Raw genomic sequence first — 24,582 nt, 5'->3', positions numbered from 1 at the left:
CGTGCCGCCGAGGGACTACGCTCCGACTCGTGGCCGATATCCAGATTCCCGCTGACATCAAGCCCGCCGACGGACGTTTCGGCGCCGGACCCTCCAAGGTGCGGACGGAGGCGCTCGACGCGCTGGCCGCCACCGGCACCTCCCTTCTCGGTACGTCCCACCGCCAGGCCCCGGTCAAGAACCTGGTCGGCGAGGTACGTGACGGCGTACGCAGCCTCTTCTCCCTCCCCGACGGATACGAGGTGATCCTGGGCAACGGCGGCTCCACCGCCTTCTGGGACATCGCGACGCACGGTCTGATCGAGTCGAAGTCCCAGCACCTCAACTTCGGCGAGTTCTCCTCGAAGTTCGCCAAGGCCGCCAAGCTCGCCCCGTGGCTGGCCGACCCGACGGTGATCGCCTCCGACCCGGGCACCCACCCGGACCCGCGGGCCGAGGCGGGCGTCGACGTCTACGCCTTCACCCACAACGAGACGTCCACGGGTGTCGCCGCGCCGCTCAGGCGCGTCGCGGGCGCGGACGAGGGGTCCCTCGTCCTGGTGGACGCCACCTCCGGTGCGGGCGGCCTTCCGGTCGACATCGCCGAGACGGACGTCTACTACTTCGCCCCGCAGAAGTCCTTCGCCTCCGACGGCGGCCTGTGGATCGCGGCGTTCTCCCCGGCCGCCCTGGACCGCGCGGCGCGTATCCACGCCTCGGGCCGCCACATCCCGGAGTTCTTCTCGCTCCCGACGGCGATCGACAACTCCCTGAAGAACCAGACGTACAACACCCCGGCCCTGGCCACGCTCTTCCTGCTGAACGAGCAGCTGAAGTGGATGAACACCCAGGGCGGACTGGACTTCACGACCGGCCGCACGGCCGCCTCGGCGGCGAACCTGTACGGCTGGGCGGAGAAGTCCACGTACGCGACCCCGTTCGTCACCGACCCGGAGAAGCGCTCGCAGGTCATCGGCACGATCGACTTCGAGGACGGCGTCGACGCGGCGGCCGTCGCCAAGGTGCTGCGCGCCAACGGCATCGTGGACACCGAGCCGTACCGCAAGCTGGGCCGCAACCAGCTGCGCGTGGCGATGTTCCCGGCGATCGACCCGTCGGACGTCCAGGCGCTGACGGCCTGCATCGACTACGTGATCGAGAAGCTGTAGGCGGATGTACGCAGACGGCCCGGCACACACCACGTGTGCCGGGCCGTTTCTGCCGGAGGACCTGCTGCGGCACGCCGGGCACAGGGACATCGCCCGCGAACCGACCGGCGGAGCGACGGACGCCCACCCGGGCAACTGCCCCCGCGCAGCTACCCCGTGCCGCCCCGTCACCTCACCGCGGCTCCCGTCACTCCCCCGGCGCCGCCGCCAGCACCGCGCGCAGGGCGGCCACCCCGGCCAGCCACTCCATGCCCGCGCCGCCTTCGGTCCAGAGCTCCAGGACCTCCGAATTCTCCGCGGTGACCCGGTCCAGGGCCCGGACGGCCAGCGGCCGCAGGTCCGCGGGCAGCGGGGGCAGGGGGTTCTTCGGGCCGTACGCGGTGGTGACGGACTCACCGCCGGGGCACTGGGCGGCCACCAGCGCGGCGGCGGCCACCACCACCTCGCCGTCGTCCAGATAGCCCTGCGGGGAGGTGTTCACCGCCTCCGTCAGAGCGCCCCGGAGCACCTCAGCGCGCTGCTCCGGCGGGGCGTCGTCCACCCGGCCGCCGAAGTCGGCCGCGGTGTCGTTGTCGAAATAGCCGATGTCCCAGGCGCCCATGGGGGTCCCTTTCTCCGTTGGTGCCCCCATCCTGCCCGCCACCACTGACAACCGGCCGGGCACGGCCCCTCAGCGCCCCGGTACGTCCCGGCGCCAGCGCACTTCGCCGTCCTCCCACTCGCCGGTCGGGGCGAGCCCCGCCGCCCCGGCCACGGCGGCGGACGCCGTGTGTGCGGGGTGGATGTGCGCGAGGACCGTACGGACGTGACCGTCCGCCGACAGGTGCGCGACGAGGCCCACCGCCGCCTCCTTCGCGTAGCCCCGGCCCTGCCACGGTGTCCCCACGACCCAGGCGATCTCCGCCGTCCCGCCCCGTACCGTCGCCTGGACGTAGCCCGCGAGGCGGCCGTCCTCGCGGACCCGGAGCACCCAGTTGCACCACTGCTCGGCGGGGTCCGGCGAACCGGCGCTCTGGCGCTCGTAGCGGGCCCGGAGCGCGACCGCGTCCTCGGGCGCGCCTCCGGTGTACGTGTACAGGTCCCGGTCGCCGAGGACGGCGGCCATCTCGTCCGCGTACCCGGGCTCCAGGGGCAGCGCGTCGAGGCGGTCGGTGGTGAAGGGCTCAGGCCCATTGCGGTGCATGGGCCCGACCCTACGAGGCCCCCCCACCTGCGATCCAGCGGATTTCAGCGGCTCAGCCGCTGGAACCTGCGCACCGCCAGCGGCAGGAACACCAGCGTGATCACCAGCGGCCACACCAGGGCCATCAGCAGGGCGTGCTCCTCCACCCAGGTGCCGCCGCCGGCCACCGGGTTGCCGAACAGTTCACGGCTCGCGGTGGCGGTCGAGGAGACCGGGTTCCACGCGGCGAGGGTGCCGAGCCAGCCCGGCATCAGGGAGGGCGCGACCAGTGCGCTGGAGATCATCGTGACCGGGAACGCGATGGCGTACAGCCCGCCCGCCGCCTCCGCGTCGGGCACCAGCAGGCCGAGCCAGACGCCCACCCAGATCAGGCTGAACCGCAGCAGCAGGAGCAGCCCGAAGGCACCGACCGCCTCCATCGTGCCGCCGCCGGTCCGCCAGCCGATCGCCAGCGCGGTGGCCGCGAGGATGGCCAGCTCGGCGGCGGCCACGACCAGGTCCGCCACCCCGCGTCCGGAAGCGACCGCCGACGGGGCCATCGGCATGGAGCGGAACCGGTCGACGACCCCCTTGCCCGCGTCGGTGACGACGGCCATCGCGGTGTTCATGAACCCCATGGTCATGGTCGTGGCAAACATGCCGGGCATCAGGAACTCCCGGTAGTCGCCTCCGCCGGGCACCTTCATCGCGCTGCCGAAGACATAGCCGTACAGCAGCACGGAGAGGATCGGGAACCCCAACTGCCAGATGATGGCGATGGGTTGGCGCTGGTAGTGGGTCAGGCTGCGGCGGGTGACGTTCCAGCAGTCGGCGAGCGCCCAGTGGAGCCGGCCGCGCTCCGGCCCCGGGGCCGGAGCGCCGTCCTTCAGTTCGAGCATGGTCATGCCGCCGCCCCCGCCCTCTCGTTCGCGGACTCCGCACCCGTGCCGTTGTCCGTACCGCCGTCGCCCGTACCGCCGTTGTCCGTACCGCCGTCGCCCGTACCGCCGTCGCCCGTCGCCCCCGGGGGCTCCTCGTCCGCCGCCCCGCGCCCCGTCAGCCGCAGGAACACATCGTCCAGGCTCGGCCTGCGCAGCCCGATGTCCTCGACCGCGATCCCCTCGTCGCTGAGCGCCCGCGCCACCTCCGTCAGCGCGGCCACCCGGTCGGCGACCTGCGCGTGCACCCGGCGGACCGCGGCGTCCGTGATGACGAGTCCGCCCCCGGCCACCCGGTCCACCGCCCGCACCACCGCGGGGAGATCGCCCTCCTCGGCGGCGACGACCTCGATCCGGTCCCCGCCGATCCGGTTCTTCAGCCCGTCCGGTGTGTCGTCGGCGATGGCGCGGCCCCGGTCGATGACGGTGATGCGCGAGGCGAGCCGGTCCGCCTCGTCCAGATACTGCGTGGTGAGCAGGACCGTCGTACCCCCCGTCACCATCGCCCGCACCGCGTCCCAGACCTCGCCCCGGCCGCGCGGGTCGAGCCCGGTCGTGGGCTCGTCCAGGAACAGCACGGCGGGCGCCAGGATCATGGAGGCGGCCAGGTCGAGCCGCCGCCGCATGCCGCCGCTGTACTCCCGGGCCCCCTTGTCCGCGGCCTCCACCAGGTCGAACTGTTCCAGCAGTTCCCCCGCCCGCTGCCGGGCCCGCCCGGCGCCGAGGTGGAACAGGCGGCCGAACATCTCCAGGTTCTGCCGGCCGGTGAGGACCTCGTCGACGGCGGCGTACTGACCGGCCAGCCCGATCCGGTGCCGGACGAGCCGGGGTTCGCGCCCCACGTCGAGCCCCGCCACCTCGGCCCGCCCGCCGTCGAACCGCAGCAGGGTCGCGAGGACCCGCACGGCCGTGGTCTTGCCCGCGCCGTTCGGCCCGAGCAGACCGTGCACGGTGCCGGGGCGGACCGCGAGGTCGAACCCGTCGAGCGCCCGCTTCTCCCCGCCGCTCCCCTTCTCCCCGTCCTTCCCCCGGCCCTTCCCCCGGTCCTTCCTCCGCGCCTTCTCCCGGTACCGCTTCACGACGCCTTCGGCCAGGACCGCGTATCCGGACGCAGACATGGCACACCCCCTCCACAGAGACGACCCGAACCCTCGGATCAGAACTGGGTACACCGTACCCGCTTACGAGTACACCGTACTCAGTTTCTGGCCGACGTTTTACTCTGTGCCCATGACGAGAAACGGTTCGACAGCGGAAACGGACGGCACGGCCACCGGGAGCGGCGACATCGCGCGCAGCCTGGAGCTCCTGTGGAGCACCGGCGACCGCCCCAGCCGCGGCCCGAAACCGGGTCTCACCCTGGACCGGATCGTCACCACCGCCGTCGCCGTGGCGGACGCGGAGGGGCTGGCCGCCGTCTCGATGCGCCGGCTCTCCACCGAGCTGGGCACCGGCACGATGTCGCTCTACCGCTACGTCCCCGGCAAGGCCGAACTGCTGGACCTGATGCTCGACCGGGTCCTCGGCGAACCGCTCAGCGGCGGCGCCGCCGACGTGCCCGCCGACTGGCACGACGCCATCGACGCGATGGCCCGTACCTATCTGGGCAACCTCCGCCGCCATCCCTGGCTGCTCAAGATCAACCAGGCCCGCACGGTGCTCGGCCCCAGCGCCCTGCGCGGCCTGGAACTGGCCCTCACCGGCCTGCGCGGCATGGGCCTGTCCGACCCCGAGCTGATCGGCGTGATCATCACGGTCAACAGCTTCGTCGAGGGCCTCGCCCGCACGCAGAGCCATGCCGTGGAGGCCGTGCGGCAGACGGGCCTGAGCGACGCGGACTTCTGGGAGGGCCAGCGCCCCTACCTGGAACGGGCCATGCTCAGCGGCGACTACCCGATGATGGCGGGCATGGCGGAGGACACCTTCAGCGCCGACTTCGACCACTTCGAGTTCGGGCTGCGGCGGCTGATCGACGGCTTCGAAGTGCTCGTCCAGGAGCGCGCCACGGGATGACGGCTGTCCGGGTCCGTGCGCCAATGGAGACATGGACGCCAGCCGGGAGCTCGCTCCTTTCGTCAAGCAGTACGCGGTCCTGCTGAGCACGCGCCGGCAGGACGGTTCGGCCGCGGACACCCCCGTCAACATCGCCGTCGAGGGTGATCACGCGTTCATCCGCACCTTCTCCTCCGCGTGGAAGGTCGAGCGGATGAGGAACCACCCGGAGGTGGAGATCGCCCCGTGCACGGTGCGGGGCAGGCCCACCGGCCCGCGGATCAGGGCCTACGCGCGACTGCTCCGCGCGGGGACGAAGGAGAACACCCACGCGGCACGGATGATGTCGCGCAAGTACCCGGTGATGCACGGGGTACTGGTCCCGCTCGCGCACCGGCTGAAGCGGGACCGGACACTCCACTACGAGGTGCGGCCGATTCCGGACGAATGAGCCGGCGCGAAGACGCTTCCACCGCGAGCCCCGTACGCCGTCACGCCTATCGCCAATCCGCCGATACTGAAACGTGTGACCATTCCCCGCGCGCTCTCGATCTAGACATTTATGGGTGTAATCCGGCCCGGGGCGCCGTGGATGATTGCCATACACACCCGCCTTACAGGATCTTCGAAGGGCAAGCGTGAGAGACGATACGGTGGCAGGGTCACACGGAGGCGGGCGAATGCATTTTCGATACGTCTTCATTTGCCCGACCGTGACATAGCCTCCCCGTTCGTTCATCGAATGAAGGAGAATTTGTGATCTCGAAGACGAAGAGGGTCGCCCGCTCCGTGGCCGTGGCGTTCGCCGCGACCGCGGCGGTCACCATGGCGCTGCCCACGGGCAATGCCTACGCGATCGACCACGTCGAGTGCCGTGGTGGGGAGAACTTCCTGAAGATCTGGTCGCACCTGGACGGCCGCACCAGCGTGGACTGCTACGCCAACGGGGGCCGGACCAACTTCGGCAGCTGGTGGGTCGACCGGATTTCGACGGGCAACAACGACCTCATCTACTACGACGAGAACGGCGACTCGGTGCGCATCAACCGGTGGACCGACATCACGTTCCCGAACCGTCCCCCGAAGGTCAAGGACATCGAAATCCTTTAGCAGGCGAACGGATTAACCGACCCGTGGACGGGCGGGCCGCGGTCCGGAAAATCCTGCCGATTCACGATTCACAGCCGTGCACGATGCAAGCCTCGGCGGATTCACTTCACTTCCCGTACAGGCTGAATTCACCGTGGGGTTGAATTCTTCGTGGGGTTGAATTCACCCCCATGCCCGGCCGGCCGACGCAGGCCGCGTGCTGTGCGCGCGGCCTGCGTCGGCATGCCCGTGGCCGTCGCAGGCCGCGCGCCCCGCGCGCGCCGGCTCACCCCTGCCCGCGCCGCCTCCGCAGGGCGAACCAGATGACCGCCACCCCGGCGATGACGACCGCGCCCAGCGTCATGCTCCCCTTCTCCCCGCCGCCGTCCGCGCTGTCCCCGCCGGACTCCCGGCCGGCGCTCCCGGAACCGCCCCCCGAGGTCTTGCCACCGCTCCCGCCCGGGACCTCCACCCGCTCCACATCGCTCCGCCTCCCCTCCGAGCCGAACATCAGCGCCGAGCCGTCCGCCGTGTACGTCACCGACTCGGCCTGCCCCTGGAACGGGGCGCTCACCGCACGGTCGTCGCCGAGCCTGCCGCCCTCGAAGGCGTACGCGCGAGCACTGAAGTAGGACCGCAGCACCAGCTCGGTCCCGTCCGGCGAGAACGCCCCGTCCGTCACCCACGGCACCTCGTCCACCCGCCGGAACACATTGGTCCCGCCGGTGGAGAGCTTCGCGGGCCCCTCGTAGAGCCCGCCGCCGTCCTCGTTCTTCGAGGCGATGTACACCCGGCCGGTCTTCGGGTGGACCATCATCGCCTCGGCGTTGCGCGCCCCGTCCGCGTACCGCACATCGAACTGGGTCGCCGTGACGGTGGCGTCGCGCAGCCGCTTCGGCTCGGGGAAGCGGTAGATCCAGACGTGGTCCCACGTCCCGTTCAGGTTGTCGCCGATGTCACCGACGTACACGTTGCCGTCGGGTCCGATCGAGATCGCCTCGACGTCACGCGGCTCACCGACACCGCGCATGGTGATCGTCGCGACGGTCTTCCCGGTGCGGGAGTCGACGGCGTAGATGTACGGGCCGTCGTCGCTGTCGTTGTGCGTCCAGTAGATGCCCGGGTGGGTGGGGCTGGCGGCCAGACCACTGGACTCGGTGATCCGGGGGTCCTCGATCGTGAAGCTCCGGTCGGCCCCGCCGTCGTCGGCCACGGCGAGGGCCGCCCCCGGGAACAGCAGGAGCGTGGCGGCACCGAGGGCAGTCAGATTCGAGCGCATGGGCTCAAGTGTCCATCCTCACGTCGCAGGCCGGAGCGTCGATCGGCCATGATGACGGCATGCGTTTGATGTGTGTCGGCGATTCCATGACGATCGGGCGCGCCGGCGACTTCACCTGGCGCTTCCGCATGTGGCAACACCTCGAAGCGACCCTCGGCGGGGGTTTCGCGCTCGTCGGCCCGCGTACGGAGCTGTACGACACCGAGGCGGGCGCCCCGCTCTCGTACGCGTACGGCGCCCCGTCCTTCCCCGCCGGGGCCCGCGCGCACCTCGCGGGCTGGGGCGAGGGCTGGCTGCACATGGCACCGGTGATCGCGGACACGGTCACCGCGACCCGCGCCGATCTCCTGCTCGTCTCGCTCGGCCTGATCGACCTCGGGTTCTACACGGACAGCGCGCAGACCGCGCGCAACGCCCGCGCGTTCATCGCGGCGGCCCGCACCGCCAACCCCCGTATCGGGATCGTGCTCCTGCCCGTGATCCCCAACGTCCGGGCGGAGTCGGACGCCCCTTTCGCCGCCGAGTGCGAGCGCTTCAACGAACTCCTCGCCAAGGCGGTCGCCGACCTCGACGAAGCCGCCTCCCCGCTGCTGCTGGCCTCGCGCCCGACCGGGTACGACATCCACACGGACACCTACGACGGCACGCACCCCGGCCCGAGCGGCGAGCACAAACTGGCGGCGGCCTTCGCCGACGCGATGCACCAGGCGTGGGGACTGGGCGGGCCGTACACGCCCCGCGGCTGAAACCGCTGCGCCCACCCGCCCCCGGACCTTACGGTGGTGCCTCATCGGCCGAGTGACGATCAGGTACGGGGGTGGGTCAATGGAACCGATTTCGCTGGGTGTTCTGGCGGCGCTGGCGGGCGGCGCTGGCGGGGAGATCGGCCGTCAGGCCTGGTCCGGGCTGACGGGCCTGGTGCGCCGTCGCCGGGACCCCGCGCCGGGAACGCCCGGGGGCACGGCCCCGGAGCCCGACTCCGCCGAGACGGCGCTGGCCGCGCTGGAGGGCCGCCCCGGGGACCGGGAGCGGGCCGGGGAGCTCGCTCAGGCACTGCGTACCCAGGTCGAGGCGGACGAGGCCTTCGCCCGTGCGGTACGGGTGTGGGAGGCGATGTTCCAGGCCTCGCTGACCGCGGACCCGGAGGCGGCGCAGGAGCTGGAGGCGGCCGTCCGCGCGGTCGACCCCGAGGCCGTGGCCCCGGGGTCGGTGCACAACGACTTCCGCGGCAGCACGTTCAGCGGCCCGGTGCAGGGCAGCGGCGCCCAGCACAACACGTTCAACAAGTAGCCGGTCCCGTATCCCCGTTGGCGGGCGTCGCGCTCCGCTACGGGGTGAGGGCGTCCGCGGACACCAGTGTGTCGTCGCGGAAACAGAGCCGGTAGGCATCCCCCGACCGGTCGTCGAACCGGTCGGCCGTCATCGCGTAGTACGAGCACGAGGTGCCGGGTCCGCCCGGCTCGGCGTCCACCGGGCGGTGGCCGGTCCGGCGTTCGGGCAACAGGGGCTCGGCCTCGGAGCGGGCCATGCCCACCCGCAGCCGGGCGAAGTCGCCGGGTTCCAGGACCGACCGGGACACCGACCACATCTCCCACCCCATGAGCACCAGGGACAGCAACGCCCCCGCCACCAGCGGCACCATGACCGCGGCAACGAGCGTCCGGCGCACCCGGCGCCCGGCGTGGTGGTGCTCCTGGGGCAGCGCGCCGCCCCCGCCGCCGGGCCCGCTGCCCGGGAGAGCGGCGGGCGTGACGGATGCGGCGGGCGTGACGGATGCGGCGGGCCGCGAGGGGGTGTGCGGGATCCGGGCGGCGACCGCGAAGCCCCCGTCGCGGGGGCCGTAGGTGAAGGTGCCCCCGGCCAGCCGCACCCGCTCGTCGAGCCCGACGAGCCCGTGTCCGCCGTGCGCTCCGCTCCCGCCGCCCGCCCGGCCGCCGCCGCTCCCGCCGCTCCCCGGTGGTACGGCTGGGGCGGCGCCCGGTAATGGCCCGTTCTCGACCACCACGTGGGTCTCGGCGGCCGAATGCGCGACGCGAACGCGCGCCGTCGTGTGCGGGGCGTGCTTGGCGACGTTGGTGAGCGCCTCCTGCACGACGCGGTGCACGGCCCGCTCGACGACCGGGGGGACGCCGTCCGCCGTACCGTCGACGCGCAGGTCGACCGGGAGCCCGGACGCGGAGGCCTCGTCGGCCAGCCGGGCGACCCGGGACACGGAGGCGACCGGGCCGCCACCACCGCCACCGCCTCCCTCGTCCGGGTCTCCCGTGGGACGCGGGGGCGCGTCGTCGGTCCCGTCGCGCAGGACGCTGATCACTTCCCCCAGCCGCTCCACCGCGGCCCCCGCCCTGGCCCTGATGTCCCCGGCCGTCCGCCGGTGCCGGTCATCGAGGTCGGCGGCGAGACTCAGAGCACCCGCCGAAAGGGCGATCAGGCTGAGGTCGTGGCCGAGGACGTCGTGCATGTCCCGGGCGATCCGGGCCCGTTCGCGCAGCCGGGCCCGGTCGGAGACCAGCCGCTGTTCGCGCTCCAGCTGTGCCGCCCGCTCCCATCCGGCCCGGACCAGCTGCCGGTACTGGCGCCGGAACCGTCCCGCGAACCACGGCAGCATCGCCGCGACGACCACCACGGCCACGAACCGGCTCCCCAGCGGCAGCCACGACGGCACCAGGGCCACCGCCACCACCCCGGCCGCGACCACCGCGACCAGCGCGAGCACGGTGGGCCGGGCCCGTCCCGCCCGCTGCCCGGCGAGGAACGCGGCGACCGCCGCCACAGGCACCCACCACAGGCTGACCATGCTCAGGCCCACCCCGGCCGCCGCGGCGGCGGCAGCGGCCACCCCGGCCGGATCCCCGGGCCGGGTCCGCGAACCCGCACCACCGCGCTTCGCACTGTCCATACGAGGACGGTACTGAGCCCGGAACCCCCGGATCCCGACCGGGCGGCCAAAGCCCCCGGGCAGGGCCGGGTGACGGGGTGCCCCTGGACCCGGTGACCGGATCCCGTCCCGGTCACTCCCCCTGCTGCGACCCCAGCATCGTCAGTGCCAGCTCGGTGAGTTCACCGGACACCTCGGTGGGCCGGGCCCGCCGGGGCCGACGGCTGTGGTGGGCCATCAGCTCGTGGACCGTACCGACCATCACCATCACGTCGACCCGGTGGTCCCGGTCCTCCGCCTCCCCCCGGTCCACCGCCCGCTCGGCCTCCCCGGTCAGGAACTCCGTCCACAGGGCCCGCCACAGCTTGCAGTGCTCGTCCACCGTGGCGCTCACGCCCAGCACCTCGACGAAGGTCACCCGGGCCTCGCGCGGATCGCGGGTGACGGCCTCCACGTAGGCGTCGAAGAGGCGCCGCACGCGTTCGGCGGTCCCGCACTCGTCCATGCCCTTGGCGAGCAGGGCGTTCTCAGCGGCCCGCAGCCCGCTCGTCGTCACCCGGTTGTGCAGCGCCACGAGCAGCCCCTCACGCGAGCCGTACTCCTTGCGCAGCACCTCGGCCGGAACCCCGGCCGCCGCGCAGATCGCCAGCTCGGTCGTCTCCGCGTACCCGACGACTCCGAACAGCTCCCGGGCCGCGTTGAGGAGTTGCTCGCGCGCCTGGTTCCGGAGCGTCTCACCGGGGCCAGTGCGCTGAGCCGGCCAGTTGTCCACCACCGGTCCTCCTTCAGCGGAAGAGGTGCGGGAGAGGAGCCTCAGCACCTCTGCACAGACCGCCCGGCCCATTGTGCTCGCCCCGGCACGGTGGTTCCGACTGCGCCACACCCCAACCGGAGTGCGACACCCCGTCCTCACACCCCCTGTCGCGCCGTTGACGCGCTCCCTTGGCGGTTCGGGCGGCCCCGCGTTTTCAGCTCCAAAGTGGCACGGTGAGCGGCAGGGAGAGTTGACGAGGAGGACGTGCTCGTCCCTCCCGGGGCCGTTTCACCAGACGACCGGCATGCTCCGCAGGCCGAGGACGATGCCGTTGAGCTTGAACTCGGCCCGCGCGGAAGGGATCACCGGACGCAGCCCGGGGATGCGGCGCAGCAGGGTGGTCAGCGCGATCTCCAACTCGATCCGGGCCAGCTGGCGGCCGATGCACTGGTGCGCGCCGAAGCCGAACGACAGGTGCGTACGGGCCTGTCGGCCGAGGTCCACGGTGTCCGGGTCCGGGAACACGCTCTCGTCCCGGTTGCCGGACGGGACCGCGGCGACCAGCCACTCCCCCGCCTTCACGGCGGTGCCGCCGACGGTGACGTCCTCGGTGGCGTAACGCAGCAGCCCGAACTGGATCACCGACAGATAGCGCAGCAGCTCGTCCACGGCACGTCCGGCTGCTCCGGAACTTCCGGTGGTTCCGGAACTTCCGGTGGTGTCCGGTGCGGCCTGAAGTGCGGCCTGGAGTGCGGCCCTGCGCTCCGGATCCTCCATCAGCACCAGTGCGCTCAGGGCGATCATGCTGGCGGTCGTCTCATGTCCGGCGACCAGCAGCAGCACACCGAGGGCTGCCAACTCCGCGACGGCCAGCGGATGTTCGGTCCGGTCACCGCGGGCGATCAGCCTGCTGAGCAGATCGTCCCGGGGCTCGGCGATCCGCTGCCGGACCAGCTCGCCGAGGCGGCCCTCCAGCCGCCCACTGGCCGCGTCGCGGGCGGCTTCGTCCGCGTCGAAGCCCATCAGCACTTCACTGTCGCGCTGGAACACCGCCTGATCCTCGTAAGGCACGCCGAGCATCTCGAAGATCACCAGTGACGGGATGGGCAACGCGAAGTCCCGCACCAGGTCCGCGCCCGCCCCGGAGAGCATCGCGTCAATGTGCTCGTCGGTGATCCGCTGGATGTACGGGCGCAGGGCCTCCATGCGCCGCACGGTGAACTCGCCCATCAACAGCCGCCGCAGCCGCGCGTGTTCCCCGCCGTCCAACTGGATCATCGAGCCGGGCAGCGGGTCGCGGCCGTCGTAGGACGGCAGCATGTGCATCGACCCCGCGCCGCGCGAGCTCAGCCGCCGGTCCGTGAGCACGCTCCGGATGTCCTCGTACCGGCTGACCAGCCACGCGTCGATGCCGGCCGGGCAGCGGACCGGCGTCACGGGTGCCTCGGCGCGCAGCCGGGAGTAGGTCTCGTCGGGGTCGAAGGGGCAGGAATCCGGCCTGGTGACCGGCAGGCCCGGGACGTCGGCACCGGAAGGGGGACGGGTGTTCGTCATGAGGGCTCCAGCCTGACGGAAGGACTCACAGCGCACCGTGCCGGGGCGCGGCGGCTACGGGCTGTCCACCGCTTCGGGGACCGCCACCGGCTTCCCGCGCCTGCCCGCCGGGCGGCTGAAGCGCCGGACGGCGGGACGTTCGACCACGGTGCAGAGGGCCGCCGCGAGGGCGATGCTGATCACGACGGTCAGCAGGATATGGATCAGTCTCGTCGACAGGGACGCGGCCACCGCCTCGCCCGTGGCGTGCACCGCGCCGATCGGGCCGTACTGGATGACCAGGTAGTGCACGAGATAGAGGGCGAACGAGATCTCTCCCAGCCACACCATGGTCCGGCCGCTGAACGGCGTACGCACGGCGCGTACGTCGGCACCGGCGCCCGCCGCGATCACCAGCGCGAGCGCGAACGCGGTCGGCCCGGCGCAGAGGTGGAAGATGCCGGGCAGCCCGGCCTGGACCACCACACAGACGACCGTGAGGAGAAACGCCGGTGCCATGCCCAGGCGAATCCATTTACCCGAGATCACGATGCGTGCCATCAGGATGCCGAGGACGAATTCGAGCATCCTGGTGAGGGGAAAGCTGTACGCGAACCAGGACCACCACTGCGGAACCGCCGGGTCCCACGAGGTGGCCGGCTGCTCCGGCAGAAGCAGGGCGACGAATGGTACGGCGATGATCGCGGCACCGACGACCGCAGCCCATGCCCATAAATGCGGAGAACGGATACGCCGGACGAAACCGATCAGCCAAGGAAATGCGAAATAGAACACCAGCTCGCAGCCGAGCGTCCAGCTCGGCACATTGATTCCGGTCAGTCCACCGAGAGCGTCGAAGTGGGGAATCCAGGGCTCGATCAGCAGGAGCGGCGGAATCGTGTTGATCATCATGACCGGCACGCCGGCCACCACCATCAGCACCACGGTGGCCACGAAGGTCGTCAGATGGTTCGGAAAGATCTTCGCCACGCGCCGGCGCCAGAAGAGCCTCGCGGAGTCGTTCGGATCGTCGACCCAGGTGAGAATGAACCCGCTGAGCACGAAGAAGAAAGCCACCCCGACCGGCCCGAGAGTCGTGATCAGATCCAGCAGGCCGGGGTGTTCCGTACCCACTATCTGCACGGACAGATGAGAGATCACGACCGCGAATGCCGCGATGAACCGCATTCCGGTCAATGATGGCAGCCGATTCCGCCGGGCGGACGACTCCGACGCCTGCACCATCATTCCCCCCGGCTTCACCCGGCGGACACCACCGGTATGAAATCAACGTGGCCCCACTATCGATGATTTCATGGATACGGGTCAAGCCGAATATTTCGATCCATTGAATCGCATCACACGATTCAATGGGCCGGCGGAATGACATTTCTCGCGCCGCATTTCACACGCGAAGCGGAAAGCCCTCGGCCGGTGGTGCCGTCAGCCGGTGGTGACGTCAGCCGGTGGTGACGTCAGTCGGCGGTGACGTCGTCGCAGCGGTGATCCGCGCGGGGCGCGTTCTGATGGGCGACGGCGTCCTTCCAGCGGGCCCGCTCCCTGCCGAGCCGGCCGTCGGCGCTCACGGCGAACCACACCCAGCCGTCCCTGTACTCGTGCGTGTCGGTCAGGCCGATGACGTAGCGGCGGCCGGGGCGGAGCGGCGCGTAGTCCGGTTCACCGGCGGCGAGGGCACGTCCCTTCGCGTCCAGGACGGCGGACTGACCGATCACCATGGAGGCGGGCGGGGCGCCCTTGAGGGGTTCCGTCACGGTCACGGCGGACATGACGACACCGCCTTCGAGCTCGGGCTCCTCCTCGCGGTACTCGACCGTCCGGTCGACGGTGACGATCGCGACCGTCCCCACGTTCCCCGCCTTGTCCCGGTCGGTGGTGTCCTCCGGCAGGCACAGGGTCTGCGTGGCCGCCATGTCGTCGAAGGTGGTGTACCAGTAGCCGGCCCCGGCCGTCGCGAGCACGGTGGCGGCGGCGAGTGCGGTGAGCAGCAGGCGGGTTCGGGTCATGGTCAGCCCCAGAGCTTCTTGTAGTTGGCCTTGTCGGTGTCGGTCGGCTCGGTGATCGGCATGGTCACCAGCGGGGCGGGCCACATGAGCGACGCCACCTGCTCGGACTTGTGACACAGGCCCAGGGCGTGCCCGAGTTCATGCGCGGCCACATGCCGGCGCAGCTCGGTCGAGGCGTACTTCCCCGGTTTGTCGAGGGACTTGCGGTTGAGACGGATGACATCGGTGTCCGCGACACCGCCGTGGTGCTCGTAGTAGGCACCCTTGCCGTCGGCCTTGCTGTAGTCGCGCCAGTCGAGGTCATTGACGGTCATGGCACTGTCCGGCCGGATCTTGATCCGCGACAGCGAACCGGCCTGCCAGACCTTCCCGGCCCAGGTGCGCGCGTCGTCGTACTTCGTCGCGGACGTCCACCGGATCTCGCCCTCGTCGACCGCCGAGTCCGAACGCCGTTCCCGCTCCCCCGCCACACACCCGGCGGCGGCCCCCTTCACCCGTGCCGCCCCTCGCACCCCCGTCGCCCCCGTCACCTCTTCCCCGTAGGCGACCGCGGTGGCCGAGACGGCAGTGGTGGTGGCACACGCGAGGGCGACCAGCACACGGACGGGATCCATCGGAGGCTTCACAAGCGCTTCTCCTTCGCAGGTGAGAGGCACCGTACTGAGGCCCGCGCCCCCAGGGAACGGTACGGGCGGGCATTCACTCCGGAGGGGGAGGAGCGGCCCGGCCGGTACGCCGAGAAGTCCGCCCGGCACCACGAGGAGCCCCGGCGAGCCGGTCCGGCCCGTGCGTCCGCCCATGGGTCCGGCCCGTGCGTCCGGTCAGTCCCTGGCGGCCATCCAGATGGTGAGGCTGTTGGCGATCCGGTGGATGCTGTCCTCGGTCACGACCTCGTGCTCGCGGCGGGCCGTGTCGCGGCGCACGACCTCGTAACCGCCCGCGCCCCGGACCGTGACCGAGGCGTGCCAGTGCGGTTCGTCCTCGTAGGGCTCGATGACGACGAAGGTGTTGTCCGTGCCGTTGAGGTCGCTGAACATCATGTACAGCGCGTCCTCGGACGGGTCGTCGATGACGTCGCCGTCCTCGCTGACGGCACGGTAGTACGAGGCATCCATCGCAACTGTCCCCTCTTCGGCCCACCGGCCGGGGCCATCGGCTGGTTCACCCCAGCGTGGCACGGGGGTACGCCAGTCCGGCCCGGGACGGACGCACGCGGACACGGCCCGGGGCGGCGGTCCCGGGGCGATCCGGGTCCGCCCCGGACCATCTCCGCCCCGGACCATCTCCGCCCCGGACCGGCTCCGCCCGAACTGCCCCGCCCGAACCGCCCCGCCCCCGCCGGTCCTTCCCCGTACCGCTCAGTCCGCCGACCGCTCCACGGGAATCCACAGCGCCGCGTCAGCCCGCGTGCCGTCGTCCGAGACGCGCACGCCCACGATCTCCGGCCCCGGCCTGCTCCGGTACGGATTCGACGGGAACCACTGCGTGAACACGTCGCGCCACAGGTGCTGGAGCGCCTGGGGGAAGGCACCCGAGCTCTCGAAGACGGCCCAGGTGCCCTCAGGAACCTCCAGGGCCTCCATGTCCTCCGGCACCTCGGCGCGCGTCACCACGCCGTGGTAGTAGTCGAGTTCGGTCCCCTCGGCCCGGCTCGGGTCGAGGCGGTCGCTCACGCCGACGATCCCCTCCGGCTCCTGGTCCGACAGCTCCGCGATCCGCCGCAGTGTCTCCTTCCCCAGACCCCGGATGAATGCGGCGATCGCCGGGTTGACCCCCTCATGGACGAGCGGTACCCGGGCCTTCCGCCCGACCACACAGAACCGCTCCCTGTCCACGATCCGGTAGCGCATGCTGCTGCTCCCCTCGATGATGAGGCGGAAGGACATCCGCGGCTGGGACTCCAGAGCGGCACCGGTCCGCCGCGCCTCGCCCGGACCCACCCCGTGCACCGCGCGGAACGCACGGGCGAAGGCCTCGCCCGAGCTGTAGCCGTAGCGCGTCCCGACCTCCAGCAGCGTCCGCTCACCGGCGAGCACCTCGGCGCCCGCCACGGTCAGCCGCCTGCGCCGGATGTACTCCGACAGCGGGATGCCCGCCAGCGCGGAGAACATCCGGCGCAGGTGGTATTCCGATGTCAGGGCGATCCGGGCGAGTTCGGCCACGTCGATCGGCCGGTCGAGGTGCGACTCGACGTACTCCAAGGCCTGGTTCAGCCGCTCCAGCATCCTGGCCCCTTTCCCTGTCGTCACCCACGCTAGTAGGGGCCCGCATGCCGCACCCGCCATCCTGTGCCCGGCCCGGACTGGTCCCGCCGGGTCCCAACGGCGCGCCGCCGGGCCCGGGGGCCGGGAGGCCGGGGCCGCCCTGTCCTCAGCCCTTCACCGTGAAGTCCGCCCGCAGCAGCGCCTCGTCACGGGAGGACGGGCCCACGAGCAGTTCGAAGCGGCCCGGTTCCACGATGCGGTGGCCCTCGGCGTCCACGAGGGTGCAGTCCGCCACCGGCAGCTCGACCGGGACCACCCGCGACTCCCCGGGAGCCAGGAACACCTGGCGGTAGGCCTTCAGCTCCTTCTCGGCCCAGGTCACCGAGGTGACCGTGTCGCTGACGTACACCTGCACCGTCTCCAGCGCGGGCCGCGCGCCCGTGTTGGTGAGCGTGACCCGTGCCCGCACCGTGTCGCCCGCCCCGACGAGCGGGGCCCGCACCTCCAGGTCCGCGTACTCCACCGTCGTGTAGCTCAGGCCCTCGCCGAACACGAACGCCGGGCTCTGCGTGAGGTCCGCGTACCGCGTGCCGTGCTGGCCCCGCACCTGGTTGTAGTACGTCGGCTGCTGGCCCGCGTGGCGTGCGAAGGACAGCGGCAGCCGGCCGGTCGGTTCGATCAGGCCGAGTACGAGTTCGGCGACGGCCCGGCCGCCGAGCATGCCCGGGTTGAAGGCGTGCACGATCGCCGCCGCACGGTGTGCGGACGGCGGCAGCACCAGCGGCTTGGAGCTGATGACCACGACGACGAGCGGCTTGCCCGTCGCCGCGAGCGCGTCCAGCAGCGCGACCTGGTCGCCGACGAGTTCCAGCGTCGCGGTGGACTTCCCCTCACCGACCAGTTCGATACGGTCGCCGACGACCGCGACGACGTAGTCGGCCGCCTCCGCCGCCGCGACCGCCTCGCCGATGAGCGCCGCGTCCGGTGCGGCGGGGACGACGACCTCCGGCCGGGGCTGCCCGTCCGGGAAGAACGCGCCCTCCGGGTCCGGCCCCACGGTGAGGATGTCGGCGCCCCGCGCGTACGAGACGTTCCAGTCGGCGGGCACATGGTCGCGGAAGCCGTCCAGCACGGTACGGATCATCCCGCGCGGCTGGCCGTCCGGCAGCCAGTCGGCCTGGCCGGAGGAGCCCGCCCAGTCGCCGAGCTGATTCTGCGGGTCGTCCGCGTTGGGCCCGATGACGGCGACCGTACGCGGGGCCGCCGCCCGGCCGTCCGGCCCGGGTGCGGTGACGGCACGGCCGTCCTCACCGGCCGCGAAACCGCCGGACAGCGGCAGCGTGCCGTCGTTCGTCAGCAGCACCAGCGAGCGCCGGGCCGCCTCCAGGTTCAGCGCGGCGTGCTCGGCACTGCCGATGAACTCGGCCTGGCGGGCGGCATCGGGGCGGCGCGGGTTCTCGAAGAGGCCCAGCTCGAACTTCAGCGTCAGGATGCGGCGCACGGCGGCGTCGATCTCCGCCTCGTCCAGCGTGCCGTCGGCGACCGCCTCCTGGGCCCCTTCGAAGAAGGCGGCCGTCGTCATCACCATGTCGTTGCCCGCGCGCACCGCCGCGGCCGAAGCCTGGGCGTGGTCGGCGTACACCTTCTGCTCCCACACCATGCGGCCGACGTTGTCCCAGTCGGTCACGAGCGTGCCGGTGTAGCCCCACTCGCCGCGCAGCACGTCGTTGAGCAGCCAGTTGTTCACCGTGATCGGTACGCCGTCCATCGACTGGTAGCCGAGCATGAACGTGCGGCAGCCCTCGCGGGCGACCCGCTCGAACGGCGGCAGGAACCACGACCGCAGCTTGCGCCGCGAGATGTCCGCCTCGCTCGCGTCCCGGCCGCCCTGGGTCTCGGAGTACCCCGCGAAGTGCTTCGCGCACGCCAGGATCGCCGTCGGGTCGGCCAGACCGTCGCCCTGATACCCGCGCACCATCGCCGAGGCCAGCTCGCCGATGAGGAACGGGTCCTCGCCGAACGTCTCGCTGACCCGGCCCCAGCGCAGGTCCCGCGTGATGCACAGCACCGGCGAGAACGTCCAGTGCACACCGGTCGCCGCGACCTCGACGGCCGTCGCCCTGGCGATCCGCTCCACCAGCTCCGCGTCCCAGGTCGCCGCCATGCCGAGCTGCGTCGGGTAGATCGTGGCGCCCTCCCAGAAGGAGTGCCCGTGGATGCAGTCCTCCGCGACCAGCAGCGGAATCCGCAGCCGGGTCCGCCCGGTCAGCTCGGCCGCCTCCAGTACGCGCTCCGGCGAGGCGTGCAGGATCGAGCCGACGTGCAGGTCCTCGACGAGGTGCCGCACGCCGTCCTTGGCGTTCAGCTGGAGCATCTGGCCGGTCTTCTCCGGCAGCGTCATACGGCCGAGAAGGTCGCCGACACGCTCCGCGACAGGCAGCGCAGGGTCGAGGTAGGGCGGGAAGAGACCCACAGGAGTTCCTTTCAGGACGTCACTCCACACATCACCGCATCACCGTACGCCGAATACCGACCGCATGGTAAGTATCTGGCTGTGACAGCCTGGCGGGACAGCCGTCCGAGGGACCTGGAACAGTCGGGAGAGTGCGAGTGACCGCCGAAACGGGCCGTGGTTACGCGAAGGGGCGGGCGAAGCGACGCGAGATCCTCGACCACGCCATGGCCATGTTCGGCGAGGTCGGCTACCGGGGCGCCTCGCTGCGCGTCATCGCGACCCGCTGCGGCATCTCGCACCCCGGCCTCCTGCACCACTTCCCGACGAAGGAGTCCCTGCTCCTCGCGGTCCTCGAACACCGCGACGACGTGGACGGCGAATGGCTCGCGCTCGACACCGCCGAGGGCGTCGACCATCTGCGCCGGCTCGCCGACCTGGCCGCGCTGAACGCCACGCGGCGCGGAATCGTCGAACTGTTCTCGGTGGTGGCCGCCGAGGCGACCTCCGCCGACCACCCCGCCCACGCGTACTTCGTCCGCCGCTACCGGACCTCGGTCGCCAACACCGAACGCGCCTACCGCCAGGCCCGCGACGACGGCGCCCTGCGTGACGGCATCGACCCGTCCGCCGCCGGACAGCAGCTGATCGCCCTCATGGACGGCCTCCAGGTCCAGTGGCTCGTCAGCGACTGCGCGACGGACATGGCGGGCGTCCTGCGAGCCCACATCCAGGCCCAGCTGACCGTGGACCTCTGACCCGGGCTACGGATTCACCCCGGCCACCCCGGTCACCTTGACCGCCAGCTCGTGCAGCAGCCCCGCGTCCACGAAGGGCGCCTCCGAAGACGGCCGCGACCGCCAGTCCAGCGGCCACGTCTCCCCGTGCAGCGCGGGCACCCCGATGAAGGCCACCCCTCGGGCCGACCGGTTCAACGCCTCCGTCCCGGGCGGCCAGCAGAAGGTGCTCGCGGTGTCCGGCGGCAGCAGGAAGTACATGCCCCGCCCACCGATCCCCGAGCGGACGATCGGCCCGGCCCGGAAATCGGTGAACTGCATGATCTCGTAGGCGATTTGCTCGCCGAGCATGCCGATGGCCCGCACCGCGTCGAAGTGGATACCCACGTGCCGCAGGGCATGGCCGTTCACGGGCACCCAACGCGGCACCGGATCAAGTGAAGTTCGCTGTTCCATGCGCCCAGCGTCGCGCCGGAACACGTAGCGTGACCAGCGCCACACGCAGGCCGTGAGCGGCCGTGTACATATGAGGTGAGCCGGTGAACTCCAGTGATCCACGGGACAGCAGCGCCGAGATGTTCGGGCTGCTGCTGAGGCACTTCCGGGAACGTGCCGGGCTGTCCCAAGAGGCCCTGGGCAAGCGGATCGGTTACTCCAAGTCCCAAGTGGCCATGGTCGAAAGAGGCACCAGGCCCCCCAAGGGCATCTTCGTGCAGAGGGCGGACGAGGTGCTGGGTGCACAAGGTGCACTGATCGCGGTGGCACCGAAGCCACGCAGCGGGCCGTTGCCCGGATGGTTCACGGGATTCGCCGAGGAGGAAGCGGAAGCGTCCGCTCGCCACGAATACGAGAACCAGGTGATTCCTGGGCTCCTTCAGATCGAGGCGTACGCGCGAGCGGTCCTCGCCAGCCGGTTCCCGACCTTCGATGACGACGAAGTCGAGGAGAAAGTGGCCGCACGGCTGGCACGACAGAACCTCCTCACCCGCCGGCCGCTCCCCGACATCAGCTTCGTCCTGGAGACGATCGCGCTCACCCGCCCCATCGGGGGACGCCGTGTCCGCAAGGCCCAACTGCGCCACCTCGCCGAGATGGCCCGGCTTCGGCACGTCAAAATCCAGCTGATGGATCCGGACGAGGAGAGCCACCCGGCGCTGAACGGCCCCTTCGTCCTGCTGGAGAACGCGGAGCGGAGGCAGATGGCGTACGTCGAGGGGCAGGGCGGCAGTTTTTATGTCACTGAACAACCGCAATTGGGCAACCTGTTGGGCAAGTATGGCGTTCTTCGAGCCCAGGCATACACTCCCGAAAGGTCCCTGGAAATGATCGAGAAGATGGCAGAGGAACTATGAGTCCCGACCTCCACTGGTTCAAGTCCAGCTACAGCGGTAACGAAGGCGGCAACTGTGTAGAGGTCGCCATGACCTGGTCCAAGTCCAGCTACAGCGGTAGCGAAGGCGGCGACTGCGTCGAGGTCGCCATGACCTGGTCCAAGTCCAGCTACAGCGGCAACCAGGGCGGCGACTGCGTCGAGGTCGCCGCCTGCGCCCACACCGTCCATGTCCGTGACTCCAAGGACCTGGCCGTCCCCGCGCTCGCGCTGTCCCCCGCCGCCTGGGGGCCCTTCCTCCGATTCGCGGTCGAGGCAGGCGTTTGATCCGTGTCAGTGGCTTCGGCGGAGTGCCGCGCCTGCGGGCGGGCGATCGAGAACGGCGGCGGGCCCGGACGGGTGACCGCGTACTGCTCGCAGGCCTGCCGACAGCGTGTGCACGGTGAGCGGCACCGGCCCTCCGTCGTACCCGCCCAGGACCTGATCACCGATCTCGCGGACCGGCTGCGGAAGGTGCGCCGCGCGCCCGGGACCGCGTTCCACACCGATGTCGAGGCGCTGTCCGCGCCGTTCACGCAACTGCGCCGCCTCGCCCGGCAGGCACGTGCGGAGGAGCACGAGGAAGAGCACGAGGAGCGAAGCGTCACTCCGGCACGCGTGACGCTTTCGCCCGGCTCCGCCACCGACGACGTCTTCGCCGCGCTCTCGGAGCAGTACGGGCGTGAGCTGCGGGTGCACTGCTACCGGCTGCTGGGTTCGTACGACGAGGCCGAGGGCCTGACCCAGGAAACGTTCCTCCGGGCCTGGAGCGCGCGGGACGCCCTCGGCGGTGTCGGCGACCGCCGGGCCTGGCTCTACAAGATCGCCACCCGGCTGTGTCTGGACTTCCTGCGCCAGTACGACCGGCGGCCCACGGCATACGCACCGGTCCCGGGCGTCGCGTCCGGCGACGGGCCGCCGCCCGCACGGGTGCCATGGCTCCAGCCCTTCCCCGACGACCAGTTGCCCGGGAGCCCCGCGCCCGCGCACGAGCCGGACGCGGCGGCCGTGGCGAGCCGGACGCTTGAGCCGGCCTTCCTGACCGCCGTGCAGAAGCTCCCCGCACGGCAGCGGGCCGCGGTCGTCCTGCGGGATGTCGCCGGGTGGTCCGCCCGGGAGACGGCCCACCTGCTCGGTTCCGGTACGGCCTCGGCGAACAGTGCCGTACAGCGCGGCCGGGCGGCCCTCCGGCGGGCCCTGCCGGGGCACCGGGAGGACTGGAGCATGCGCGCGCCCGGCGCCGGGGACCGGGAGTTGGTCCTGCGCTGCGGCGAGGCCGCCTCCGGCGCCGACTTCGGCACCCTGGCGGATCTGGTGCGCGAGGACGTGGTGCTGACCATGCCGCCGGACCCGCGCTGGTTCGCGGGGCGCGACGCGATGCTGGCGTTCGTGCGCCCGAGACTCGATCCCGCCTCCCCGCTGTTCGCGGGGCACTGGCGGCATGTCCCCGTACGGGCCAACGGCCTTCCCGCCATGGCCGGGTACCTCCGGCGCCCCGGCACCAGCGTCCACCGGGCCCAGTTCATCGGCGTCCTGCGCATCGAGCCGGGCGAGGACCGGATCGCGGAGATCACCGCCTTCGAGCCTCACCTGTTCCCGGCCTTCGGTCTCCCGATGACGCTGTGAGGCCTGGCGGGCGACGAGTCCGCCCGTTCGCTCGCGTCCTGTGAGTGGCAGGGCGCACACGGCGCCCCTCGCGGAACGATGCCGGGCGCCACAGCCTCTTACGGCGCGGGCTCGACCGTCCCGACCCGCAGGTACTTCGCGAACTCGATGTGTCCCAGGGGCGCATAGCCTTCGTCGCCGCTGCCCGGCGGCCTCGATCCGTACTCGGACGTGAAGCTGAACTCACCGGCGTTCTTGACGTTGAACGCGCCGTACTCCTGCAGTGCCTTCGCGACCATCCGCTCGTAGGGCTTGAGCGAGGTCTCGGCGTCGATGTCGTACGAGCGGTCCAGCCAGATGAACTGTCCCAGCCGCCAGGGGCCTTCACCCTTGCCGTCTCTCCCCACCGCGGGGAAGACATACCGACCGTTGTTGTCCGGGGTGCCGAAGCTCAGGGCGTGGTCGATCCGGCCGGCCTTCCACTCCTCGCGGGTGATCATTCCGGCGAGGCGGGACAGACCGCTGCCGGTCTCCTGGCCCGTGACGGAGACCGACGAGCCCCGGGTGTCGGACACGGCTCCCCATTCACAGCTGGGCCTGCCGTCCCGCACCTCGGCCCGCCAGCACTCCACCGCCCGTCCGTCCGGTCTGATCACCACCGCCCACTCGCGCCCCGCCGCCGGGGCCTTCCACGAGGCGTCCCAGGGCAGGTCGACTCCTTCGAAGGGGTTGGGCCCCCATTGACCGACGTGCTTGCGCGGGGTGACTTCGTAGGCCGGAGTGCCGGAGGTGGCCCGGTACACCAGGGAGCCCGCCGTGCCGGTGTACAGCTCGACACGGCCCGGAGCGAGCAGGCCGGCGACCATCCGCGCGGAGTCGGGCTCCGGGCGGGGGTGTGGGTGCCGCTGGTTGAAGGCATCGTCGGCGGCGAAGAAGCGGGAGGAGCCTCGGGCGGCGTCCGGCGGGGACGGCTCCTGTCCGCGCCGGCTCACGAGAACCGCTCCGGCGGCCACCAGGGCGAGCGCGAGGGTTCCGGCAGCGGCGACGATCGGCCACCGCCGTCTTCCCGGCGTCGGTGCCGGTGCCGTATCGAGCTCGGCCTGCGCCGCCAGCCACCGTTGTTCCCATTCCGCACGATCACCGCCACAGGCCTCCACGTACGCCAGGGCGACTTCGAGGGAAGGCAGTCGGCCGCCCTTCGCGGCGTCGGACAGCGCGCCGGGCGACTGGGCCGTACGCGCGGCCATCTGACGGTACGTCGGACCGTCCGCCGCGCTGCGGAGGGCCCGTAACCCGAGAGCGAACCGCTCCGCCGCGTTCCCCGCCGGATGGTCCGGGGGCTGCTGTGATGCTGCGAGCACCTGTCCGTCCTCCAAGCCATGGCGGCCGGTGACCGTCCATGTGCGACGTCTGGTCTG

26 protein-coding genes are annotated in these 24,582 nt (G+C 71.5%); 10 read left to right on the top strand and 16 right to left on the bottom strand.

The window, feature by feature from the left end; all coding sequences use genetic code 11:
• The first annotated feature begins 29 nt into the window (after positions 1 to 29).
• Positions 30 to 1,148: a phosphoserine transaminase gene (gene serC / locus ACIGJO_RS08375; RefSeq protein ID WP_399953905.1), complete on the top strand. Its 1,119-nt coding sequence runs from the start codon at positions 30 to 32 to the stop codon at positions 1,146 to 1,148.
• Positions 1,149 to 1,335: 187 nt separating this feature from the next.
• On the opposite strand, the gene ACIGJO_RS08370 is transcribed toward serC, so the two are convergent.
• The 4 genes from ACIGJO_RS08370 to ACIGJO_RS08355 form a co-directional block, all read right to left on the bottom strand.
• The gene (locus tag ACIGJO_RS08370; protein ID WP_399953902.1) at positions 1,336 to 1,749 is read right to left on the bottom strand and encodes a DUF4259 domain-containing protein; all 414 of its coding nucleotides are present in this window, start codon (positions 1,747 to 1,749) and stop codon (positions 1,336 to 1,338) included.
• Between the two features lie 69 nt (positions 1,750 to 1,818).
• Positions 1,819 to 2,331 carry a GNAT family N-acetyltransferase gene (locus tag ACIGJO_RS08365; protein ID WP_399953899.1) on the bottom strand — a complete coding sequence of 171 codons (513 nt, stop codon included), beginning with the start codon at positions 2,329 to 2,331 and terminating at the stop codon, positions 1,819 to 1,821.
• 44 nt (positions 2,332 to 2,375) lie between these two features.
• Complete coding sequence (locus ACIGJO_RS08360) at positions 2,376 to 3,209, bottom strand: ABC transporter permease (RefSeq protein ID WP_399954543.1); 834 nt, start codon at positions 3,207 to 3,209, stop codon at positions 2,376 to 2,378.
• A gap of 2 nt (positions 3,210 to 3,211) precedes the next feature.
• Positions 3,212 to 4,366, bottom strand: a complete 1,155-nt coding sequence (locus ACIGJO_RS08355; RefSeq protein WP_399953896.1) for an ATP-binding cassette domain-containing protein — start codon at positions 4,364 to 4,366, stop codon at positions 3,212 to 3,214.
• 112 nt (positions 4,367 to 4,478) lie between these two features.
• Here ACIGJO_RS08355 and ACIGJO_RS08350 point away from each other — a divergent pair, with 112 nt between their 5' ends.
• The 3 genes from ACIGJO_RS08350 (at position 4,479) to ACIGJO_RS08340 (ending at position 6,350) form a co-directional block, all read left to right on the top strand.
• Positions 4,479 to 5,261 carry a TetR/AcrR family transcriptional regulator gene (locus tag ACIGJO_RS08350; protein ID WP_399953893.1) on the top strand — a complete coding sequence of 261 codons (783 nt, stop codon included), beginning with the start codon at positions 4,479 to 4,481 and terminating at the stop codon, positions 5,259 to 5,261.
• Between the two features lie 31 nt (positions 5,262 to 5,292).
• Positions 5,293 to 5,691, top strand: a complete 399-nt coding sequence (locus tag ACIGJO_RS08345) for a PPOX class F420-dependent oxidoreductase (protein WP_399953890.1) — start codon at positions 5,293 to 5,295, stop codon at positions 5,689 to 5,691.
• 305 nt (positions 5,692 to 5,996) lie between these two features.
• Positions 5,997 to 6,350, top strand: coding sequence for a beta/gamma crystallin domain-containing protein (locus ACIGJO_RS08340; RefSeq protein WP_399953887.1), 354 nt, complete (start codon positions 5,997 to 5,999; stop codon positions 6,348 to 6,350).
• Positions 6,351 to 6,615: 265 nt separating this feature from the next.
• Here ACIGJO_RS08340 and ACIGJO_RS08335 read toward each other — a convergent pair whose 3' ends face one another.
• Positions 6,616 to 7,608: a WD40 repeat domain-containing protein gene (locus ACIGJO_RS08335; protein ID WP_399953885.1), complete on the bottom strand. Its 993-nt coding sequence runs from the start codon at positions 7,606 to 7,608 to the stop codon at positions 6,616 to 6,618.
• 59 nt (positions 7,609 to 7,667) lie between these two features.
• Between ACIGJO_RS08335 and ACIGJO_RS08330 the strand changes: the two genes are divergently transcribed.
• Both ACIGJO_RS08330 and ACIGJO_RS08325 read left to right on the top strand, forming a co-directional pair.
• A complete protein-coding gene (locus ACIGJO_RS08330; protein ID WP_399953883.1) occupies positions 7,668 to 8,354 on the top strand; it encodes a GDSL-type esterase/lipase family protein in 687 nt (228 codons plus the stop codon).
• A 79-nt stretch (positions 8,355 to 8,433) separates the two neighbouring features.
• Complete coding sequence (locus tag ACIGJO_RS08325; protein WP_399953881.1) at positions 8,434 to 8,898, top strand: hypothetical protein; 465 nt, start codon at positions 8,434 to 8,436, stop codon at positions 8,896 to 8,898.
• 37 nt (positions 8,899 to 8,935) lie between these two features.
• Here the strand turns inward: ACIGJO_RS08325 and ACIGJO_RS08320 are convergent, their stop codons facing one another.
• From ACIGJO_RS08320 to ACIGJO_RS08280, 9 genes are all read right to left on the bottom strand, one after another.
• On the bottom strand, positions 8,936 to 10,507 hold the full coding sequence (locus ACIGJO_RS08320) for a sensor histidine kinase (protein WP_399953879.1): 1,572 nt from the start codon (positions 10,505 to 10,507) through the stop codon (positions 8,936 to 8,938).
• A 112-nt stretch (positions 10,508 to 10,619) separates the two neighbouring features.
• The gene (locus ACIGJO_RS08315; protein WP_399953877.1) at positions 10,620 to 11,261 is read right to left on the bottom strand and encodes a TetR/AcrR family transcriptional regulator; all 642 of its coding nucleotides are present in this window, start codon (positions 11,259 to 11,261) and stop codon (positions 10,620 to 10,622) included.
• 267 nt (positions 11,262 to 11,528) lie between these two features.
• The gene (locus ACIGJO_RS08310) at positions 11,529 to 12,794 is read right to left on the bottom strand and encodes a cytochrome P450 (protein ID WP_399953875.1); all 1,266 of its coding nucleotides are present in this window, start codon (positions 12,792 to 12,794) and stop codon (positions 11,529 to 11,531) included.
• Between the two features lie 54 nt (positions 12,795 to 12,848).
• The gene (locus ACIGJO_RS08305; protein WP_399953873.1) at positions 12,849 to 13,961 is read right to left on the bottom strand and encodes an acyltransferase family protein; all 1,113 of its coding nucleotides are present in this window, start codon (positions 13,959 to 13,961) and stop codon (positions 12,849 to 12,851) included.
• Positions 13,962 to 14,248: 287 nt separating this feature from the next.
• The gene (locus ACIGJO_RS08300) at positions 14,249 to 14,797 is read right to left on the bottom strand and encodes a hypothetical protein (RefSeq protein ID WP_399953871.1); all 549 of its coding nucleotides are present in this window, start codon (positions 14,795 to 14,797) and stop codon (positions 14,249 to 14,251) included.
• A 2-nt stretch (positions 14,798 to 14,799) separates the two neighbouring features.
• Entirely contained in the window at positions 14,800 to 15,411 is a 612-nt protein-coding gene (locus ACIGJO_RS08295) for a matrixin family metalloprotease (protein WP_399953869.1), read from the bottom strand.
• Between the two features lie 207 nt (positions 15,412 to 15,618).
• A complete protein-coding gene (locus ACIGJO_RS08290; protein WP_399953867.1) occupies positions 15,619 to 15,912 on the bottom strand; it encodes a hypothetical protein in 294 nt (97 codons plus the stop codon).
• A 243-nt stretch (positions 15,913 to 16,155) separates the two neighbouring features.
• The gene (locus tag ACIGJO_RS08285) at positions 16,156 to 17,022 is read right to left on the bottom strand and encodes a GyrI-like domain-containing protein (RefSeq protein WP_399954540.1); all 867 of its coding nucleotides are present in this window, start codon (positions 17,020 to 17,022) and stop codon (positions 16,156 to 16,158) included.
• A gap of 145 nt (positions 17,023 to 17,167) precedes the next feature.
• A complete protein-coding gene (locus tag ACIGJO_RS08280; RefSeq protein WP_399953865.1) occupies positions 17,168 to 19,474 on the bottom strand; it encodes a glycoside hydrolase family 3 N-terminal domain-containing protein in 2,307 nt (768 codons plus the stop codon).
• Positions 19,475 to 19,611: 137 nt separating this feature from the next.
• Here ACIGJO_RS08280 and ACIGJO_RS08275 point away from each other — a divergent pair, with 137 nt between their 5' ends.
• Entirely contained in the window at positions 19,612 to 20,211 is a 600-nt protein-coding gene (locus tag ACIGJO_RS08275) for a TetR/AcrR family transcriptional regulator (protein ID WP_399953863.1), read from the top strand.
• A gap of 6 nt (positions 20,212 to 20,217) precedes the next feature.
• Here ACIGJO_RS08275 and ACIGJO_RS08270 read toward each other — a convergent pair whose 3' ends face one another.
• Positions 20,218 to 20,646 (bottom strand): hypothetical protein, encoded by a 429-nt coding sequence (locus ACIGJO_RS08270; RefSeq protein ID WP_399953861.1) that lies wholly within the window; start codon positions 20,644 to 20,646, stop codon positions 20,218 to 20,220.
• A gap of 83 nt (positions 20,647 to 20,729) precedes the next feature.
• Between ACIGJO_RS08270 and ACIGJO_RS08265 the strand changes: the two genes are divergently transcribed.
• The 3 genes from ACIGJO_RS08265 to ACIGJO_RS08255 are packed head-to-tail and all read left to right on the top strand — an operon-like array spanning position 20,730 to position 23,185.
• Positions 20,730 to 21,542, top strand: coding sequence for a helix-turn-helix domain-containing protein (locus tag ACIGJO_RS08265; RefSeq protein ID WP_399953859.1), 813 nt, complete (start codon positions 20,730 to 20,732; stop codon positions 21,540 to 21,542).
• Entirely contained in the window at positions 21,539 to 21,847 is a 309-nt protein-coding gene (locus tag ACIGJO_RS08260; RefSeq protein ID WP_399953857.1) for a DUF397 domain-containing protein, read from the top strand. The genes ACIGJO_RS08265 and ACIGJO_RS08260 overlap by 4 nt, the downstream gene beginning before the upstream one ends.
• 3 nt (positions 21,848 to 21,850) lie before the next feature.
• Entirely contained in the window at positions 21,851 to 23,185 is a 1,335-nt protein-coding gene (locus ACIGJO_RS08255; protein WP_399953855.1) for an RNA polymerase subunit sigma-70, read from the top strand.
• Positions 23,186 to 23,283: 98 nt separating this feature from the next.
• On the opposite strand, the gene ACIGJO_RS08250 is transcribed toward ACIGJO_RS08255, so the two are convergent.
• Complete coding sequence (locus tag ACIGJO_RS08250) at positions 23,284 to 24,525, bottom strand: XRE family transcriptional regulator (RefSeq protein ID WP_399953852.1); 1,242 nt, start codon at positions 24,523 to 24,525, stop codon at positions 23,284 to 23,286.
• Positions 24,526 to 24,582 lie beyond the last annotated feature (57 nt).

The organism is Streptomyces sp. NPDC079020, assembly GCF_044542225.1.
In the GTDB taxonomy this organism is placed as follows: Bacteria; Actinomycetota; Actinomycetes; order Streptomycetales; family Streptomycetaceae; genus Streptomyces.
Note: the sequence above shows the minus strand (reverse complement) of the source record. Positions and strands in the feature narration are given on the sequence as shown.

What these genes read in the sequence shown, in the direction of transcription:
- ACIGJO_RS08370 (WP_399953902.1), bottom strand. Translation starts at nt 1,749, where the DNA reads ATGGGCGCCTGGGACATCGGCTATTTCGACAACGACACCGCGGCCGAC.
- ACIGJO_RS08365 (WP_399953899.1), bottom strand. Translation starts at nt 2,331, where the DNA reads ATGCACCGCAATGGGCCTGAGCCCTTCACCACCGACCGCCTCGACGCG.
- ACIGJO_RS08360 (WP_399954543.1), bottom strand. Translation starts at nt 3,209, where the DNA reads ATGCTCGAACTGAAGGACGGCGCTCCGGCCCCGGGGCCGGAGCGCGGC.
- ACIGJO_RS08355 (WP_399953896.1), bottom strand. Translation starts at nt 4,366, where the DNA reads ATGTCTGCGTCCGGATACGCGGTCCTGGCCGAAGGCGTCGTGAAGCGG.
- ACIGJO_RS08350 (WP_399953893.1), top strand. Translation starts at nt 4,479, where the DNA reads ATGACGAGAAACGGTTCGACAGCGGAAACGGACGGCACGGCCACCGGG.
- ACIGJO_RS08345 (WP_399953890.1), top strand. Translation starts at nt 5,293, where the DNA reads ATGGACGCCAGCCGGGAGCTCGCTCCTTTCGTCAAGCAGTACGCGGTC.
- ACIGJO_RS08335 (WP_399953885.1), bottom strand. Translation starts at nt 7,608, where the DNA reads ATGCGCTCGAATCTGACTGCCCTCGGTGCCGCCACGCTCCTGCTGTTC.
- ACIGJO_RS08330 (WP_399953883.1), top strand. Translation starts at nt 7,668, where the DNA reads ATGCGTTTGATGTGTGTCGGCGATTCCATGACGATCGGGCGCGCCGGC.
- ACIGJO_RS08325 (WP_399953881.1), top strand. Translation starts at nt 8,434, where the DNA reads ATGGAACCGATTTCGCTGGGTGTTCTGGCGGCGCTGGCGGGCGGCGCT.
- ACIGJO_RS08320 (WP_399953879.1), bottom strand. Translation starts at nt 10,507, where the DNA reads ATGGACAGTGCGAAGCGCGGTGGTGCGGGTTCGCGGACCCGGCCCGGG.
- ACIGJO_RS08310 (WP_399953875.1), bottom strand. Translation starts at nt 12,794, where the DNA reads ATGACGAACACCCGTCCCCCTTCCGGTGCCGACGTCCCGGGCCTGCCG.
- ACIGJO_RS08305 (WP_399953873.1), bottom strand. Translation starts at nt 13,961, where the DNA reads ATGCGGTTCATCGCGGCATTCGCGGTCGTGATCTCTCATCTGTCCGTG.
- ACIGJO_RS08300 (WP_399953871.1), bottom strand. Translation starts at nt 14,797, where the DNA reads ATGACCCGAACCCGCCTGCTGCTCACCGCACTCGCCGCCGCCACCGTG.
- ACIGJO_RS08295 (WP_399953869.1), bottom strand. Translation starts at nt 15,411, where the DNA reads ATGGATCCCGTCCGTGTGCTGGTCGCCCTCGCGTGTGCCACCACCACT.
- ACIGJO_RS08290 (WP_399953867.1), bottom strand. Translation starts at nt 15,912, where the DNA reads ATGGATGCCTCGTACTACCGTGCCGTCAGCGAGGACGGCGACGTCATC.
- ACIGJO_RS08285 (WP_399954540.1), bottom strand. Translation starts at nt 17,022, where the DNA reads ATGCTGGAGCGGCTGAACCAGGCCTTGGAGTACGTCGAGTCGCACCTC.
- ACIGJO_RS08270 (WP_399953861.1), bottom strand. Translation starts at nt 20,646, where the DNA reads ATGGAACAGCGAACTTCACTTGATCCGGTGCCGCGTTGGGTGCCCGTG.
- ACIGJO_RS08260 (WP_399953857.1), top strand. Translation starts at nt 21,539, where the DNA reads ATGAGTCCCGACCTCCACTGGTTCAAGTCCAGCTACAGCGGTAACGAA.